The organism is Pseudomonas sp. CC120222-01a, from assembly GCF_003097235.1.
Classification (GTDB): domain Bacteria; phylum Pseudomonadota; class Gammaproteobacteria; order Pseudomonadales; family Pseudomonadaceae; genus Aquipseudomonas.
In genome coordinates, this window is the sequence record NZ_QEQQ01000004.1 from 164239 (window position 1) to 180851 (window position 16613).

General features: G+C 64.9%; 16 protein-coding genes. 10 read left to right on the forward strand and 6 right to left on the reverse strand.

All coding sequences use genetic code 11. The annotated features are described in order from the left end of the window. The 7 genes from bamA to N430_RS07880 all read left to right on the forward strand — a co-directional run. A partial coding sequence (gene bamA / locus N430_RS07850) for an outer membrane protein assembly factor BamA (protein WP_116583639.1) occupies window positions 1-1542 on the forward strand: 1542 nt, incomplete at its 5' end. 102 nt (window positions 1543-1644) lie between these two features. Continuing rightward, entirely contained in the window at window positions 1645-1983 is a 339-nt protein-coding gene (locus N430_RS07855; RefSeq protein WP_110635118.1) for a hypothetical protein, read from the forward strand. Between the two features lie 134 nt (window positions 1984-2117). After that, window positions 2118-2507, forward strand: a complete 390-nt coding sequence (locus tag N430_RS07860; RefSeq protein ID WP_110635115.1) for a hypothetical protein — start codon at window positions 2118-2120, stop codon at window positions 2505-2507. A 130-nt stretch (window positions 2508-2637) separates the two neighbouring features. Further along, entirely contained in the window at window positions 2638-3693 is a 1056-nt protein-coding gene (locus N430_RS07865) for a Rieske 2Fe-2S domain-containing protein (RefSeq protein ID WP_110635110.1), read from the forward strand. A gap of 28 nt (window positions 3694-3721) precedes the next feature. Next, window positions 3722-5083, forward strand: a complete 1362-nt coding sequence (locus N430_RS07870) for an FAD-dependent oxidoreductase (RefSeq protein WP_110635107.1) — start codon at window positions 3722-3724, stop codon at window positions 5081-5083. A gap of 104 nt (window positions 5084-5187) precedes the next feature. Then, window positions 5188-6108, forward strand: a complete 921-nt coding sequence (locus N430_RS07875) for a LysR family transcriptional regulator (protein WP_110635104.1) — start codon at window positions 5188-5190, stop codon at window positions 6106-6108. Between the two features lie 119 nt (window positions 6109-6227). Continuing rightward, window positions 6228-6848 carry a TetR/AcrR family transcriptional regulator gene (locus N430_RS07880; RefSeq protein ID WP_110635542.1) on the forward strand — a complete coding sequence of 207 codons (621 nt, stop codon included), beginning with the start codon at window positions 6228-6230 and terminating at the stop codon, window positions 6846-6848. Here the strand turns inward: N430_RS07880 and N430_RS07885 are convergent. The 5 genes from N430_RS07885 to N430_RS07905 all read right to left on the reverse strand — a co-directional run bounded on the left by N430_RS07885 (window position 6845) and on the right by N430_RS07905 (window position 10554). Further along, window positions 6845-7582 carry a DUF2063 domain-containing protein gene (locus N430_RS07885; RefSeq protein ID WP_110635101.1) on the reverse strand — a complete coding sequence of 246 codons (738 nt, stop codon included), beginning with the start codon at window positions 7580-7582 and terminating at the stop codon, window positions 6845-6847. The two genes, N430_RS07880 and N430_RS07885, sit on opposite strands and share 4 nt — an antisense overlap. Continuing rightward, a complete protein-coding gene (locus N430_RS07890; RefSeq protein WP_110635098.1) occupies window positions 7575-8420 on the reverse strand; it encodes a DUF692 domain-containing protein in 846 nt (281 codons plus the stop codon). Before N430_RS07890 ends, N430_RS07885 begins: the two co-directional genes overlap by 8 nt. Window positions 8421-8484: 64 nt before the next feature. Beyond that, window positions 8485-9006: a hypothetical protein gene (locus N430_RS07895; RefSeq protein ID WP_110635095.1), complete on the reverse strand. Its 522-nt coding sequence runs from the start codon at window positions 9004-9006 to the stop codon at window positions 8485-8487. 206 nt (window positions 9007-9212) lie between these two features. Continuing rightward, window positions 9213-9977 carry a hypothetical protein gene (locus tag N430_RS07900; protein WP_110635092.1) on the reverse strand — a complete coding sequence of 255 codons (765 nt, stop codon included), beginning with the start codon at window positions 9975-9977 and terminating at the stop codon, window positions 9213-9215. Between the two features lie 88 nt (window positions 9978-10065). Beyond that, the gene (locus N430_RS07905) at window positions 10066-10554 is read right to left on the reverse strand and encodes an isochorismatase family protein (protein WP_110635089.1); all 489 of its coding nucleotides are present in this window, start codon (window positions 10552-10554) and stop codon (window positions 10066-10068) included. 119 nt (window positions 10555-10673) lie between these two features. Between N430_RS07905 and N430_RS07910 the strand changes: the two genes are divergently transcribed. The 3 genes from N430_RS07910 (at window position 10674) to mtlD (ending at window position 14646) form a co-directional block, all read left to right on the forward strand. After that, window positions 10674-11525 carry a GGDEF domain-containing protein gene (locus N430_RS07910; protein ID WP_110635538.1) on the forward strand — a complete coding sequence of 284 codons (852 nt, stop codon included), beginning with the start codon at window positions 10674-10676 and terminating at the stop codon, window positions 11523-11525. 85 nt (window positions 11526-11610) lie between these two features. Next, the gene (locus tag N430_RS07915) at window positions 11611-11907 is read left to right on the forward strand and encodes a DUF3144 domain-containing protein (RefSeq protein ID WP_103447561.1); all 297 of its coding nucleotides are present in this window, start codon (window positions 11611-11613) and stop codon (window positions 11905-11907) included. Between the two features lie 564 nt (window positions 11908-12471). Next, window positions 12472-14646, forward strand: a complete 2175-nt coding sequence (gene mtlD / locus N430_RS07920; RefSeq protein WP_110635086.1) for a bifunctional mannitol-1-phosphate dehydrogenase/phosphatase — start codon at window positions 12472-12474, stop codon at window positions 14644-14646. On the opposite strand, the gene N430_RS07925 is transcribed toward mtlD, so the two are convergent. After that, on the reverse strand, window positions 14643-16604 hold the full coding sequence (locus tag N430_RS07925) for a heavy metal translocating P-type ATPase (RefSeq protein WP_110635083.1): 1962 nt from the start codon (window positions 16602-16604) through the stop codon (window positions 14643-14645). The two genes, mtlD and N430_RS07925, sit on opposite strands and share 4 nt — an antisense overlap. Window positions 16605-16613 lie beyond the last annotated feature (9 nt).

A 16613-nucleotide genomic window follows, 5' to 3' on the forward strand; every position in this document is an offset into this window, starting at 1 on the left:
GACCTGAAGGTGCCGGAAGACCAGGTCAAGTCGCTGCTGCTGGTGCAGCCGGGCCAGGTGTTTTCGCGCAAGGTGATGACCACCACCTCCGAGCTGATCACCCGTCGCCTGGGCAACGAAGGCTACACCTTCGCCAACGTCAACGGCGTGCCACAGCCGAACGACCAGGACCACACCGTCGATATCATGTTCGTGGTCGACCCGGGCAAGCGTGCCTACGTCAACCGCATCAACTACCGCGGCAACACCAAGACAGAAGACCAGGTGCTGCGCCGCGAAATGCGCCAGATGGAAGGTGGCTGGGCTTCGACCTACCTGATCGACCAGTCCAAGACCCGCCTCGAGCGCCTGGGCTTCTTCAAGGAAGTCAACGTCGAGACCCCGGCAGTAGCCGGTGTCGACGACCAGGTCGACGTCAACTACAGCGTCGAAGAGCAAGCCTCCGGTTCGATCACCGCCAGCGTCGGTTTTGCCCAGAGTGCCGGCCTGATCCTCGGCGGTTCGATCAGCCAGAACAACTTCCTCGGTACCGGCAACAAGGTGTCCATCGGCCTGACCCGTTCGGAGTACCAGACCAAATACAACTTTGGCTTCGTCAACCCCTACTTCACCGAAGACGGCGTCAGCCTGGGCTACAACCTGTTCTACAGCAGCACCGACTACAGCGACTACTACAGTGACGGCGTGTCCTACTACGCCATCAACAGCTACGGCGCGGGCGTCAACTTCGGCTACCCGATCAACGAGACCTCGCGCCTGACCTACGGCCTGACCCTGCAGCACGACGACATCAACCCGGGCACCTACAGCGCCGACGAGATCTACGACTTCATCCAACGCGAAGGCAAGAGCTTCAACAACCTCAAGGCCTCGATCGGCTGGTCCGAATCGACCCTGAACAAAGGTGTGCTGGCGACCCGCGGCCACTCCCAGGCCCTGACCCTGATGGCCACTACGCCGGGCAGCGACCTGTCGTTCTACAAGCTCGACTACAACGGCCAGACCTTCTTGCCGCTGAGCAAGGACACCACCCTGCGCCTGCACACCACCTTGGGCTACGGCAACGGCTACGGCTCCACTGACGGCCTGCCCTTCTACGAAAGCTACACCGCAGGTGGTCAAGGCTCGGTACGCGGTTTCAAGGACGGCACCCTCGGCCCGCGCAGCACCCCGGCCACCGGCACCTATGCAAGCGCCGGCCAGGCCTATTACTCCGACCGTGACACCGACGTGCTCGGCGGCAACATCCTGGTCACCGGCGGCGCCGAATACATTTTCCCGATGCCGTTCATCAAGAACCAGAGCCAGCTGCGCAGCTCGGTGTTCGTCGACGCCGGCAACGTCTATGCCGACACCTGTTACCTGTCTACCACCCAGGGTTGCGGCAACGTCGACCTGAACCAGCTGGCGGTGTCGCTGGGCGTGGGGGTGACCTGGTACAGCCCGATGGGGCCGCTGAGCTTCAGCCTGGCAGCGCCGCTGAAAAAGCCGGACAACGCCGAAACGCAGATCTTCCAGTTCTCCCTGGGGCAGACCTTCTGATCCTGCGCGCACAAATTACCGCTTTTTACCCTCGCTTAACCCAAGTTGACAGTCACCTTGCCTAAGCTGAGAGACATATGAACATGCCTTGCAGGTAACCCCATGCCACCCTTCGCCCCCACCGCCCTGGCCTCGGCATTGCACGACGACAGCCACGCCTCGCTGCTCGACCTGGTGCAGCAACGCCTCAGCTGCGTGCTTGGCCCTCGCTACACGGTGATTCTCGCCGCGAGCGGCGACGATGCCAGCCACTACCACCTGGCGATCCAGCACAGCCAGAGTGGCCTGTCGCTGGAAGACAACGGCGTCATCGGCCCGGGCTTCGCCGAGCGGCTGCTGGCGCTTGGCGGGCAGGTCAAGGCCATGCTCGAGTCGGATACCTTTGCTCGCATGGCCAGCGACGAGCCGACACGGCCGTTGGTCTGGCTCAGTGAGCCGTAGCTACTAAAGCGCTGAGCGAACAGAACTTTTCCCCAATAACTTGTCTATCTGGACATGCCCACGCACGTGGTGGCGCAGCCTCAAGGCGCTGCGCACTGCATGTTCAATGACAACCTTGGGGGTTGCCTTAACTCATGAAATTCCCTATCCCGAAGTGCCTGCTCGCCGGCCTGTTCGCCCTGGCGGCCGTCGGCTCTGCGTCCGCCACGCCAATGCACGCTACCCATGCGGGCCTGGCCGCTGAAAGCATCGTGCAAGCGCCGGCCAAACCCGCCCAAAGTCCCTGGCCAAACCTGGCCAGCGTCGCCGACGGCCAGCCAGGGCCCCTGCTGGCCCATGACGACCGCTACTGGCGCGACGGCCGCTGGCACTACCACAGCGAGGACCGCCGCCGCGAAGAATGGCGCCGGGCCCAATGGCGCCGGGAACAGGCGCGCCGCGAAGCCGAACGCCGCCACGAATGGGAGCGCCGCAACGAGCGCGCCCACCACTATGATGACGACCACCGCTACTATCGCCGCTAAGCGCTGCGTGCACCGGCCCTCGCCTGGCCCATAACCCATTGCACATGAACTACATGCCTGCCCCGCCATGGGCAGGCTGAGATCGCTTCCCTAGCATGGCTCCGGCCATTCGAAAACAAGGAGAAGCGAGATGTCCAATGCCGCCACCGCCTGCCAGAGCGTGACCTGGAACCCGATCACCAAGACCAGCTCGTTCAGCGCCCACGACCGTGAAATCCTCACCCGCCACTGGCACCCCGTGGCCTTCAGCGCCGAGGTGGGCGACAAACCCTATGCCGTCACCCTGCTCGATGAGCCCATCGTGCTGTACCGCACTGGCGGCAAGCTCAATGCTGCCCGGGATATCTGCAGCCACCGCGGCGCACCGCTGAGCCGCGGTTGGGTGCAGGGCGAAAACATCATCTGCCCGTACCATGGGCTGCACTTCGGCACTGATGGCCGCTGCACGCGGATCCCCTCGGAGCCCAATGCCAACCTCACCGAACGCCACCGCATCCAGATGTACACCGCCCGCGAGGAATTCGGGCTGGTCTGGGTACTGATGGCCGGCAGCGACGCGCCCTTCCCCGAAATGCCTTCCTGGCACGATGACAGCTATCAGCGCATCCTGCCGCCATCGATCGACATCGCTGCCTCGGCCGGGCGCCAGGTCGAGGGGTTCATCGATGTCGCCCACTTCGCCTGGATCCACCACGACGCCTTCGCCGACCGCGACAACCCGGTGGTACCGACCTACCGGGCTGAACTGACGGCCCACGGCATGCACGCCGAATACGTCAGCAGCGTCAGCAACTTCCCCAAGCACTTGCAGCACCGGGCACCGAGCGACTTCCAGTGGAAGCGCACCTTCGACGTGTTCGCGCCGTTCACCGCACGGCTTGCGGTGAATTTCCCCGACCCTGAACAGCGCCTGGTCATCCTCAATGCCGCCAGCCCGATCTCGGCGCGCAAGACCCGGATGTTCTGCGCGATCACCCGCAACTTCGACCAGCACCTGCCGCTGGACGATGTGTATGCGTTCAACCAGCAAGTGTTCGAAGAGGACCGCGACATCGTCGAACTGTGCCGCCCCGAAGACCTGCCCCTGGACCTTTCGCTGGAAATCCACATCCCGGCCGACCGTTCCTCCACCGCCTACCGCCGGGCCCTGAGCGCCCTGGGCCTGGGCCGCGCCTTCACCAGCTGACGGGCAAACCTGCGAGGGAGTATCGAACATGTACAAATGGGAATGCCTGGTGTGCGGTTTCATCTACGACGAAGCCGTGGGGATACCGGAAGATGGCATCACAGCGGGTACCCGCTGGGAAGATGTACCGCAGGACTGGTTCTGCCCGGAGTGCGGCGTGGGCAAGGGTGACTTCGACATGGTCCGCCTGCCGCTGGATGCCCAGGCGGCAGAGCCGCTAGCCCCACAGGCGCCGGACCCGGTGGTGATAATCGGTTCGGGGCTCGCCGGCTATACCGTGGCGCGCGAACTGCGCAAGCTCGACACCGCCGTACCGATCCTGATCATCACCCGCGATGGCGGCGAGTTCTACTCAAAGCCCGCGCTTTCCAACGCCTTGCAAAGTGGCAGGCTGCCCGAGCAGCTGGTCACCGCCAGTGCGGCGCAGATGGCCGAGCAACTGGCTGCCAGCGTGGTCACCGGCACCTGTGTGGAACGCATCGACACAGACGCACAGTGCGTCTATATCGCCGGGCAGGCGCAGCGCTACAGCGCACTGGTGCTGGCGCTGGGCGCAGACCCTCGGCGCCCGGCGCTCGAAGGTGACGGTGTGCCGGCGATCATCACCGTCAACGACCTGGACGACTACCGCCGCTTTCGCCTGCAGATCGGCCAGGCCAGCCGGGTCGCGATTCTGGGGGGTGGCTTGATCGGCTGCGAATTCGCCAATGACCTGGGGCATGCCGGCCATGCGGTGACCCTCGTCGACCGTGCCACCTGGCCGCTGAGCCGGCTGCTGCCGGAGCCGGCCGGTGCAGCGATGGCCAGTGCCCTGACCTCGCTCGGCGTCACCCTGGCGTTAGGTGCCACGCCCGTCGCTGTCCAACGCAAGGGCGCGGCGTTGCAGGTGCTGATGGCCGATGACCAGGAGCTGGAAGTGGACTATGTACTCAGCGCCATCGGCCTGGCTCCGCGGGTGCAGCTGGCCCGCAGCGCCGGGCTTGAAGTGGGCAGCGGCATCGTCACCGATGCCTGCCTGCAGACCAGTGCCCGCAATGTCTATGCCCTGGGCGACTGTGCCGAAGTACATGGCCTGGTGTTGCCTTACGTGCTGCCGATCATGCTCCAGGCCCGTGCCCTGGCGCGCACCCTGGCCGGCCAGCTGACACCGGTTGCCTACCCGGCCATGCCGGTGACGGTGAAAACCAGTGTGCTGCCGACCGTCGTAGCCACGCCATTAGGTGATAAGGGCGCCTGGTCTACCGAGCTGCTGGGCCACTGCGACCGCGGCATGGCCAAGGTGCGTGCGGTGTTCCACGACCCTGAGCGGCGGATGCAGGGCTTTGTGCTGATGGGCGCTGCCACCGGCGAGAAGGCCGAACTGCTCAAAGCCTTGCCGGACTGGAGGTAACGGCACGCAGCCAAGCCTCGATATATTGTTTAGTATATAGCGAGACAAAGACCAGAACCGGCCCGGGGCATTGCGCAGATGCCCCGCGCCTGAGCGAGGCTGCCGTGGCCAAAGCCGTGCCGAACTGCGACACCCAACTGCTGCGCACGTTGCAGACCTTGTTGTCCGAATGCAGCGTGTCACGCACCGCCGAACGCCTAGGCCAGAGCCAGCCGGCGGTCAGCGTGGCCCTGCGCCGCCTGCGCCAGCTCACTGGCGACCCGCTGCTGGTACGCAGTGGCAGCCGCATGGTGCTGACCAGCCATGGCGAGAACCTGATTGAACCCCTGGCCCAGGCGCTGGCCGGGATCGAGCAGGTGCTGGACCCGATCGACCGCTTCGACCCCGCCACCACCCGCCTGCACTTTCGCATCAGCACGCCGGACTACCTCAGCGTGTTCTTCGTGCCGGCCATCATCGAACGCTTCCACGCCCAGGCCCCGCTGGCCACCCTGGAGCTGACCCACCTGCAGGCCGAGGGCGGTTACACGCGCGGGCTGGAGGACGGCACGCTGGACCTGGTGATCGGCAACTGGCGCAGCCCCGCACAGCACCTGCACTTGCAGGCCCTGTGCGACGACGACCTGGTCTGCCTGGTACGCGATGATCACCCGGTACCCCCCGGTGGCCTGACCCGTGAAGCCTACCTGCAGGCGGACCACCTCGACGTGCTGACCCTCGGCGCCTGCGGGCAAGGCACGATCGGTGCCGAACTGGACAAAAGCGGCCTGGCCCGGCGCGTGACCACCACCCTGCCGTACTTCTGCCTGGCACCTTATGCCCTGGTGAAGTCCAACCTGGTGTTCACCACCACGCGCGCGTTCGCCAGGCACTACGCCGAACTGCTGCCGGTGCGGATCGAGCCATTCCCGGTCCCCGCGCAACCGCTGCGCTATTACCAGCTGTGGCATGCCCGCAAGCACCGGGCGCAATCCTCGAAGTGGCTGCGCGGGCTGGTGCTGACGGCCGCCAAGGCAATCACCTGACCGCAAGGGCAAGATTCCTGCGCACTATCGCTATATATTTTTGTATATTGCGAATTCTCATTTGCTCAGCGCACGGGGCAACGCACCCGGCGCAGCCAGGAACCGTTGCCGTGTACATCATGCCGTTCGAATTGCCACGAGAAACCGAGGACACCCTGAACGCACCGGTGCGGCGGGTCATCCTCGACGCCGCCGGCGAGGCATTCGCCCAACAGGGCTATGCCGCCACCAAGCTCTCGGCGATTGCCTCGCTGGCCAGCCTGCCCCGCTCCAACGTGCTCTACTACTTCAAGTCCAAGGCCAACATCTACAGCCAGGTGCTGGAGGACATCGCCCCCTGCTACCTGCAGGCCTGCGCACCGTTCGCCAGGGAAGACGAACCGCTGCAGGCACTGAGCCGCACGGTGACGGCGCTGATCAGCCTGTTCGAGCACCGGCCATTCGCCTCGAAGGTGCTCCTGCAGGAACTCAAGGAAGGTGGCCAGCGCATTCCCGGCAACTTTCTCGAGCACTGGGCGCAGCAGGCACGGGAAAACACCGCGCATGTGCGCCAGTGGATCAGCAGCGGCAAGCTGGCGCCGGTGAATCCGGAGCATGTGCTGCCGTCGGTGTGGGCCATCGCCCAGTCCTGCCTCGGCCTGGGCTGGCATGCCCCCAGCCAGGCCGGGCAACGGATCGACTACCAGGCTGCGGCCGATTCTTCGTTGCGCCTGCTGCTCAATGGGCTGGCGCCGGCCTAGTCGCAGCGCGTGCCGAGTACCACGCCCTGGGCTTTGAGGCTGAGTAACAACGCAAGACCCTGGGCCTCGATGGCGGCGAGTTCGACGCCGGCAGCCGCAGCCAGCACCGCCAGGTGTTCACGCCCGCTCAGTGGCTGGTCTTGCAACGACGCCAGCAGCGCATGGGCCAACGGTGCCAGGCGCGAGAAGCTCACTTTGTGGCCCGCGCCTCGGTGCGCCAGCAGCAGCGTCGGCACGTCTGGCGCCTCAACCGGAAGATGCTCCGGCCCGATGTGGCTAACCGGCCAGGCATAGGCCAGCGGCACGGCGAGGCTGGACAGCACAGGCACGCCTTCGAGCAGATCACCTTCAGGGTCATGCTCAGGTTCGGCGGCATCGCTCAGCAGCAAGGCCGTTTCGATCCACTCGTAATGGGCCAGTTCGGCGACCCACTCGGGCTGGTCGGTGCGCCCTTGCAGGTACTCGACCCATTCGCCGCCAACTTCGGTGAACAGCGGCGTGTGGCAGCGATGACGGGCATAAAAGTCTTCACACAACCCCTGCCAGTGTTCGCTGGCGAGGCTGGCATGCAGCACCGGAAAGCTGCCGGCCAACAGTGACTGCAGGTTGCCGAAGAACAGTTGCCGGTACACCGCCAGACGCCGTGCTTCGATACCGGGCGGCGGTGGATTGGCCTGCGGATCGCGGATATGCCCGGCCATGCGCAGTTGCTGTTCGCGCAGCGAGTCAGCCATGGCGCACCGCCAGGGCCGGCGCCACGGGTTGCAGGCTGCGAATGTGCCCCACCTCAGCCAGCAGTTCGGCCAGCGGTGGCAGGTTGAAGTCGCGTTCGAGCAAGGTCGGCACCGGCCCCAGGTGCTGGTAGGCACTGGCCAGCAGGCCCCAGACATCCGGCTTGACGCTGGCGCCATGGGTGTCGATCTTCAGGTCCGGCGCTTCGTCGTAGTGCCCGGCCACATGCAGGCAGACCACCCGCTCGGCCGGCACCTGGGCGAGGAACTCGGCAGCGTCGTAGCGATGGTTGCAGGCATTGACCACGATGTTGTTGATGTCCAGCAGCAGGTCGCAGTCCGCCTCGCTCAACACCGCCCGAAGAAACTCGATCTCGCTCATCGCCTGATACGGCGCGGCATAGTACGAGATGTTCTCCACGGCGATACGCCGGCCGAGGGCATCCTGGACTTCAGCGATACGCCGGGCAGTATGGCGCACGGCTTCGTCGGTGAACGGCATCGGAATGAGATCGTACAGATGGCCGTCATCGGCGCAGTAGCTCAGGTGCTCACTGAACAGCGGAACCTGATGACGGTCGAGAAAGGCGCGGATCTGGCGCAGAAAGCCATGGTCCAGCGGAGCCGGGCCACCCAGCGACAATGACAGGCCGTGGCAGGACAGCGGATAGCGCTCGGCCAGTTGCGCGAGGCCTTCGCCGAAGGCACCGCCGACGCCGATCCAGTTGTCCGGGGCGCATTCGAGAAAGTCCACGGCGCCGGCGTCCATGTTCAGCAGCTCGGGCAGCAGCCCACGGCGCAAGCCCAGGCCTGCGCCCTGCAGGGTTGAAGAAGTACTCATTGGCTTGTTCCTTGTGGTGCAGCGCCCTCCCCGGCCCAGGGCCTAGGGAGGATGCCGCTGCGGGTCAGTTCTTGGCCTGGCTCAGCTTGCTGTACAGGTCGGTCGGGAATGGATTGCCATTGGCGTCGAACTGGTGCTTGCGGAACTGGTAAACCTCGGCCTCGGAAAGATAGCCATCGTGGTTGGCGTCGATCGCATCGAACTCGGCACCTGCCTTTGGCGCCACCGCCAGCAGTTCGGCGCGGGACACGCGGCCGTCATGGTCGGCGTCGGTGCTGGCGAACGAGGCGTCGCCACACTTGCCTTCACCGCATTTGCCTTCGGCCTGGGTAACCTTGCCCTTGGCACCGCTGGCGCCACACTTGCCCTCGCCGCACTTGCCTTCGGCCTGGGTGGCCTTGGCGCCGCTGGCACCACACTTGCCTTCGCCACACTTGCCCTCGCCGGCCTTTTCTGCCGCCGCCAGTTGATAGCCTTGTGGCAGTGCCTCGACGGCAAACGCAGAGGAAGCCAGGTTGATGCCGCCCACCAGGGCGATGCTCAGCAGGCCGAGACGGGTTTTGTTGGGGAACTGGATACGGGACATGGTGTTTCTCCTGATGGTCGTACGGTCATGCCTCAAGGGCGAAAGAGCCAGGGAACGCAGGCCGTAGGGCTTGTTCGTTCGGGCTGGGTCATTTGGCCCCAGGGATGTATCCCGGGCGTATCAGGAGAACGAAGGTTTTGTATGCGAGTAGGCGTGGCAGGCGCGTTGATACAGAACGATACAAGCGCCTGTCTGGAGTACAGAAGTCAGCGGCGGTCCAGCAACTTGGCCAGGGCGAAAGTCGCCACCACGGCCAGCACCACGGCAGCGGCAATGGCCGGCACGGTGCCCCATTGCTCGATGAAGCTGTTCACCGTCAGGTAGAACCCCAACACGCCCACGCCGCCAATGGCGTTGCCGCGCACGATCGCGCCCAGCTCATGGTGCCCGCCCTGAACATGGGCGAACACCGCCAGCGGCCAGGCAATCACCGGGATCGGCGCCAGCAGGCCGCTGGCCACCGGGCCGAGCCACTCGGCACTGGCAGTGATCGCCACCAGCAGCGCGGTGGCCGTGAGCATGCGCATCGGGATCACCCAGCGTGGCAGTTGCACCACCTTGGCGGTACCGGTGGGCGCCGGTTGCGAGGTGACGACGATGATCAGGCTGAGCAGCGCCAGGGTCACCACCACCGAAAGCGCCACCCAACCCAGGTGGCTCATCAAGGCAGCCATGGCCGCGTAGACCGCCAACGCGGCGATGCAGCCGGGGAATGCGCCGATCCGCCGCGTCACCCGGTAGTAGAACAGGTAGGTCGCCTGCACCGCCGCCAGGCCGGCCAGGGCCCCCGGTACGGCCTGCAAGGCAAAGCCAGGGCCCTGTTCGAGGCTCAGGAACAGCACGACCAGGGCTGAAGTGACCGGCAGGCCGGAGAGCAGCCCGCCGATTTGCGTGCCCCAACGTTTGGCCGCCAGCGAGATGGCCAGCATGAGCGTGGGAGTGATGAGGAACTTGAGGTAAAAGGCAGTCATGGGGAGCTAGCGCGTTTCGATAAGGAAGGGGGCCAAATGCATCGGCGTCCCCATGCTAAACGATGCGCGCTGGCTTTTCGCGGTTTTCTCAGAGGCCCGACTGCGCGATCTCGGCCATCACCTCGGCCCGCGTAATCACGTTGCCGAAATGGTGCTTCCAGAGGTCGGTGCCCAGCTTGCCGGAGCGGTCCAGCGAAGAGCCGACGGTCAGGTCGGTCACCAGGGTCGGGCAGAGCCCGGCATCGAACAGTGCAAAGCCTGCCGCCAGCACGCAGGTTTCGGTCTGCATGCCGCAGACCAGCACGCGCTCCACGCCCAGCTGGCGGATGTAGGCGATGGTCTCGGCGGTCTGGCCGTAGCCATGCTTGATGAACACCTGGTCCACCTCGACCAGGCACTCGTCCTCGGCTGCCGGGTGCCAACCGAGCTGGCGCTGGAACGGCGTCACCTGCTCATCGTGCAACTCGACCGAGGCGATCGACGGAATCCTCGCTGACAACAGGCGAATCCCGTCTACCAGCCATTCGGGTGGGCTGAAAGTGGACTGGACATCAACGATGAGCAGTACCTGCTGCATGAACGACTCCTGAATGCTAAAAACGGCCGCGGAGTATATCTGTTTGAATGGCCGCTGGTGGAACCTGCCCACCCCTGTGTATGCTGGCCACGCCCGAGCCCGATGCAGCGGACGCCCCTATGCCTGTTGACCTGCAAGCACTTTACCCGAAGCTGATCCAGCTGATGCTCGACACCGTGTTCGTGGTCGACCGGGACAACACCATCGTGTTCGTCAGCAATGCCTGCGAGGCCTTGCTCGGTTACCGCGCCGACGAGCTGATCGGCACCCCGATCACCCGCTACATGCACCCCGAAGACCTGGACGCCACCCGGGCTTCGATCATCCGGGTGATGAACGGCCAGTCCCACAGTGACTTCCGCAACCGCTACCTGCGCAAGGACGGTGGCGTGGTGCACATCCTCTGGTCGGCCTTCTGGTCCGAAGAGGTAGGCGCGCGCATCGGCGTGGCGCGCAACGTCACGGCGCTTACCCAGGCCGAGCTGGAATTGCGCTTCCTCGCCCACCACGACCCGCTGACCCGGCTGTGCAACCGCTCGCTGTTCAGCGAACGGCTGGCCAGCGCCCTGCGCCAGGAACGCCCGTTTGCACTGCTGTTCCTGGACATCAATGACTTCAAGGGCATCAACGATGTGCATGGGCATGCCATCGGTGACCAAGTGTTGTGCGCCGTCGCACGGCGCCTGGAGGACTGTGTCGGCCAGCAGGACACGGTGGCGCGCATGGGCGGCGACGAATTTACCGTGCTGCTGACCGGCCTGAGCGCGGCGGGCGCGGTCGCCGATAAGATGGCCCAGATCCTCACCGCCATGGCCGCGCCGCTGACCAGCGGCCAGCGGGCGCTGCCCATGCCGTCCTGCAGCATCGGTGTAGCCTGCTATCCCACTGATGGCGCAGACATCGACTCCTTGCTCAACTGCGCCGATGACGACATGTACCGCAAGAAGCGGCGCCGTTCCGTGGCCGGGTGAGCCGCCGCCGGTAATGGCTGCCGGCGAGGCGCCCGCTGTGGCATCCTTTGCGCCCCGCAAGACAGGCCCACACAGGTACCCCGCCATGACCCAAGCCACCGACCAGGCATTCTACGACCGCGCCGATGCGCACATCGACCTGGCCAACCAGCAGCTCGACACACTTGCCGATATCGGCAAGGTCAGCGCCTCGATGACTTTCGCCGCCAGCCGCTTCAGTGCCTGGCTCAGCGCCCGCAACTTCAAGTCCGGCGCCGAAATGGCCGCCGCACGCGAGGAAATCCTCAAGTACTTCAGCGAACAGTACCGGATGATGCTGGAAGACAACGTCGACGAGTACATCGAGCAGTTCGACCGTTACGTGCTGGGCAAGGACAGCTGAGTTTCACACCGGCAAAGGTATTGCTCATTCTTTAAAAGCTGGCGCGATCCCCTGTGGGAGCGGCTTTGGCCGCGAAGCAGGCGACGCGGTGGATGGCACCGGCGTTGCCGGTGTTCGCGGCTAAAGCCGCTCCCACAGTGTCCTCTGTTAAATCAGATAACAGGTTGCTTCGCGCGTCATGTGCACCTGTTCTTCTGTGACTGGCGCCTTGCATCTGCTTGCGCATACGTGCAAGGGTAAAAAAGGAACGTCAGTCACCAGAAAAGGAAGAACAGCACCTCATGCTCGGAATCACACGTATCCATCGCTATGTGCGCCCATTGTCTGCCAGCCAAGCTGCAGCCAGTGGGCGTGAATCCAAAGTCGCCCGCCTTGCCTGCAAATTCCTCGCCCTCCTCTGCACACCCCGCGCCGTACCGCCCTACCTCTGGGTCAAAGCCGAGCGCCCCCCTGTAGATCGCATGCCCCCTACCTGACTGCCCACGCTGCAGTCGACGCGCATTAGCTCGCCATTCAGCCGCTGAAGGCGAGGTGTTTCACGCCAAAAAAAGGGGCAATACCCACATGATCTTGTTTCAGGGCAACAAAATTCTCAGCGCCATCTTCGATATGGATGGCACGATGTTCGACACCGAGCGCCTGCGTTTCAGGACGTTGAAACAGGCCTCGCTGGAAATCTACGGCAAGGCCTTGAGCGAACAGACGCTGATCGGCTCGCTGGGCCTGAGTGCGAAAAAGGCCGAAGCCCTCGCCAAGGCCCACAACGGCGAAGACTTCCCCTATGCGCAAATTCGTCAGCGCGCCGATGAGCTGGAGCTGGAGTACGTGCGCAATCACGGCGTACCGATCAAGCCAGGCTTGCTGGAAGTGCTGGAGCGGCTGCGCAAGTCCGGCCTGACCCTGGCGGTGGCCACCTCCAGCCGCCGTGCGATTGCCGAGGAATACCTGATCAATGCCAACGTGCTCAAGTACTTCGACATCACCGTTTGCGGCGATGAAGTCAGCCAGGGCAAGCCGCACCCGGAAATCTTCCTGCGCGCTGCCCGCGCCCTCAATTGCGCGCCCGCTCAGTGCTTCATGCTCGAAGACTCGGAAAACGGCCTGCTGTCGGCCATCCGCGCCGAAGGCCAGGCGATTCTGATCGAAGACATCAAGCCGCCTGCGCCCGAGGTCAAGGCGGGTGCGCTCAAGGCCTACCGCAGCATGCACGGGTTCCTCGCCGACCTGAGCGAATGCGTGCCCGACCTGGGCATGCCAGAGCTCGCCGAGCCCTTCCCGGCCTCGCTCAACCAGTTCCGTGTCGGCATCCATGGTTTCGGCGCCATCGGCGGCGGTTACCTGACCCAGGTGTTCGCCCACTGGGACGGCTACACCCGGCCTTGCGAAATCATCGCTGCCACCCGCTCGCGCATGCTCAGGGAAACCGTTGCCGCGTTCGGCCGCTACAGCGTGCGCTACGGTGCCAGCGCGTTCGACCAGACCGTCGAAAATGTGCGCATGATCGACATGGACGATGAGCAGGCGGTGATCGACATGTACAACGCCGCCGAAATCATCGGCCTGAGCCTGCCCGAACAGGCGATCCAGCAGCAGGCCAAGGTGATTGCCAAGGGCTTGCTTCAGCGCTTCGAGCGCCGCGGTCGTGAGCTGACCCTGCTGATCGTGCTCAACAAGATCGGCGGCGGCGCGTTTGTCCGCCGGCAAGTGCAGGCGCAGTTGGCGTTGCTGTGTGCACCCGAAATCTGCAAGCAGGTACTGGAAAAGACCCACTTCGCCGAAACCGTGGTCAGCCGCATCGTTTCCAAGATCAGCAACGATGCGCTGGTTCGGCAGTTGCGCATCAAGTCGCAGATGTTCCAGAACAGCCTTGAGGACGAACCAGCGCTGGCAAAACCGACCGCCGAGTACCAACGGCTGATCAGCCACTTCAGGCCTTTCGCCCAGTCCAGCAATGCCCTGAGCCAGTTGCATCTGGTGCTGTTCAACAGCGAGCCCGACATGCCGCTGTATGTCGAGCGCGGCGGCGACTTGCTGGAGCGGCTGCGCCAGGTGAAAACCGTCAGCGACATCACCCAGATCCAGATCATCAAGAACCGCTTGTGGAATGGCCCGCACGCCATCATCGCCTGGTACGCCAGCCTGCTGGGGCACACCTGGGTCGGCCAGGGCATGGGCGATGCCCGTGTGAGCGCGCTGGCCGAGCGATTGATCCATCAGGAAGTGGCGCCCGCACTGGTGGCCGAGTATCCGCAGATGGCCGACGTGGTCGAGCGGTTTGCCAATGCGTTTCTTGAACGCTGCAAATCTTCGTTCAAGGACCCCTGCGCCCGTGTGGGCCGCGACCCGATGCGCAAGCTGCAGCGCAACGAACGCATCCTCAGCAGCATCGACCTGGCCCGCAAGCACGGCATAGACACGCCGGCCCTGACGTTGGGGGCGGCACTGGCCATTCACTATGCGTTGCGCTGCAACCCCAGCAAAGACCGCGAGGCGCAGCTGATGAAGCAGCTCTACAGTGCCAGCGGCGAACAGGTCGAGGCGGTACTGACCCATGACGGCGATTACCACGGCAAGCCCTATCCGGGGCTGGACCCGGTCGATGATGCGCCGATCATCGCCAGCATCGCCGTCCACTTCCGGCGCCTGCAGCAACGCGACAGCGCCGAGTGGAGCACCGCGCCTGTCGCAAACAGCGGCCCGGCCAGGCACGTGCCTGGCCATGACGCCGTGCTCAGCTAGGGCTGCAGCGCCGGCACCGTATTGCTCTGCCCGAGCCGTTCGTCATAGCGCAACAGGCGCCCGGCGTTGGTCAGCACCAGCAGCGTGCTGAGGTTGTGCAGCAGCGCGGCGATCATGGCGCCCGCTGCGCCCAGCAGGCCAAAGGCGGCGGCAACGACGATCGCCAAGGTCCAACCGAGTCCGATCAGCACATTCACCTGGAGTGTGCGTCGGCATTCGCGGCTGAGGCGGATACAGGTGGCCAGGCGCCGCAGGTCGCCGTTGATCAGCACGATATCTGCTGCGGCCAAGGCAATGTCGGCACCGTTGGCGCCCATGGCCACCCCGACCACACCGGCCTTCAGCGCCAGCGAGTCATTGATGCCATCCCCTACCACCAGCGGGCGGAAGCCCAGCTGCAATTCCTGGTTGACGTGGTGCATCTTGTCTTCCGGCAGGGCTTCAGCCACCACGCGCGTCATGCCGACCTGCTCGGCAATGGCCTCGGCGACACGGCTGCGGTCACCGGTCAGCAGCAACTGACGCCGCAGACCAAGCTCGCGCAGCTGCTGCATCGCCTCGGCAGACTCTGCCCGCACATGGTCGGCCAACAGCAGCCAGGCGAGGAACTGCCCGTTCAGCGCCAGGCCGGCAATCGGGCCGTCATGCTCGGGCACCGGCGGCACCTGCAGGCCCAGTTGGCGGAACAGCTCCGGGCGCCCCAGGGCCGCTTCACCCTCAGCCGTGTGCGCCACCACACCAAAGCCCTGGCGTTCGTGGATGTCCAGCAGGGCCAGATGCTGCTCATGGGGCACCAGCGCTGCCAGGGCCCGGCTGACCGGGTGGCTGCTGGCGGCGCCGAGGCTGGCCGCAAGGTTGACGATATCGGCCTCGGGCAAGCCTGCCGCAGTGCCGACCACGCTGCGCAGGCGCAGGTCGCCGTAGGTCAGCGTGCCCGTCTTGTCGATCACCAGCGAAGACAAATCGGCCAGTTCCTCAAGGAAGGCCGAACCGCGAATCAGGATGCCATGCCGGGCAGCGACGGCAATGCCTGCCACCGCCGTGGCAGGCGCCGACAGCACCAGCGCGCACGGGCAGGCAGCCACCAGCACGGCAAGCATGGCCTGGGCATCGCGGGTGATGAACCAGGTCACCGCGGCAATCAGCAAGACCAGCACCAGATAGCGCCCGGCGTGGCGTTCCAGCAGCCGGGTGATCGGTGGTTTGGCCTGCTCGGCGCGCTGCATCAGGGCGATGACCTTACCCAGGGTGGAGTCATCGCCTACCCGGGTTACTTCAACCCGCAACAGACCGTCCAGGTTGATCGACCCCCCATGGATATCCATGCCACTGGCCACTTCCAGCGGCACCGCTTCGCCGGTAATCGGCGCGGTATCCAGGCTGGCCTGGCCTTGCAGGACGCGGCCGTCAGCCGGCACACGATCACCGGCGCGCACCTCGACCTGGTCGCCTGGCTTGAGGCTGGCGTTATCGACCTCGCGCACCTGGCCATCGGCATCGATCAGCCGCGCATGGCTGCGGGTCAACTGCCCCAGCGCGGCAATGGCCTCTTGCGAACCCAGCACGCTGCGCTCTTCGAGCATGTGGCCAAAGATCATGATGATCGGCAGCAGTGCCGCGGTGGCGAGGTCGCCGGTCGCCCAGGCCCCCAGCATGGCCAGGGCGATCAACTGATCGGTGAGGCCATGCAGGCTGGGGTGCAGCAGGCTGTACCAGGCCGAGCGCAACACCGGAACGGCCACCAGCAGCGAGGCGCCGCCCAGCAACAGCTGGCTGACCCCTTCCTGGGTCGGTGCCAGCCAGCGCCAGACCAGCCCCAGTGCCAGTAACCCGAGGGCCAGCATCGCCAGGCTAAGCTGGCGTGCGGCCGTGCGCTGCTCGGCCTGGGACAGCAGGCCGGACGTGAGGTGGGTGTGGGCATGGTGATGATGCCCGTGACCACAATGATGAGTACTCATCGCGCGCAG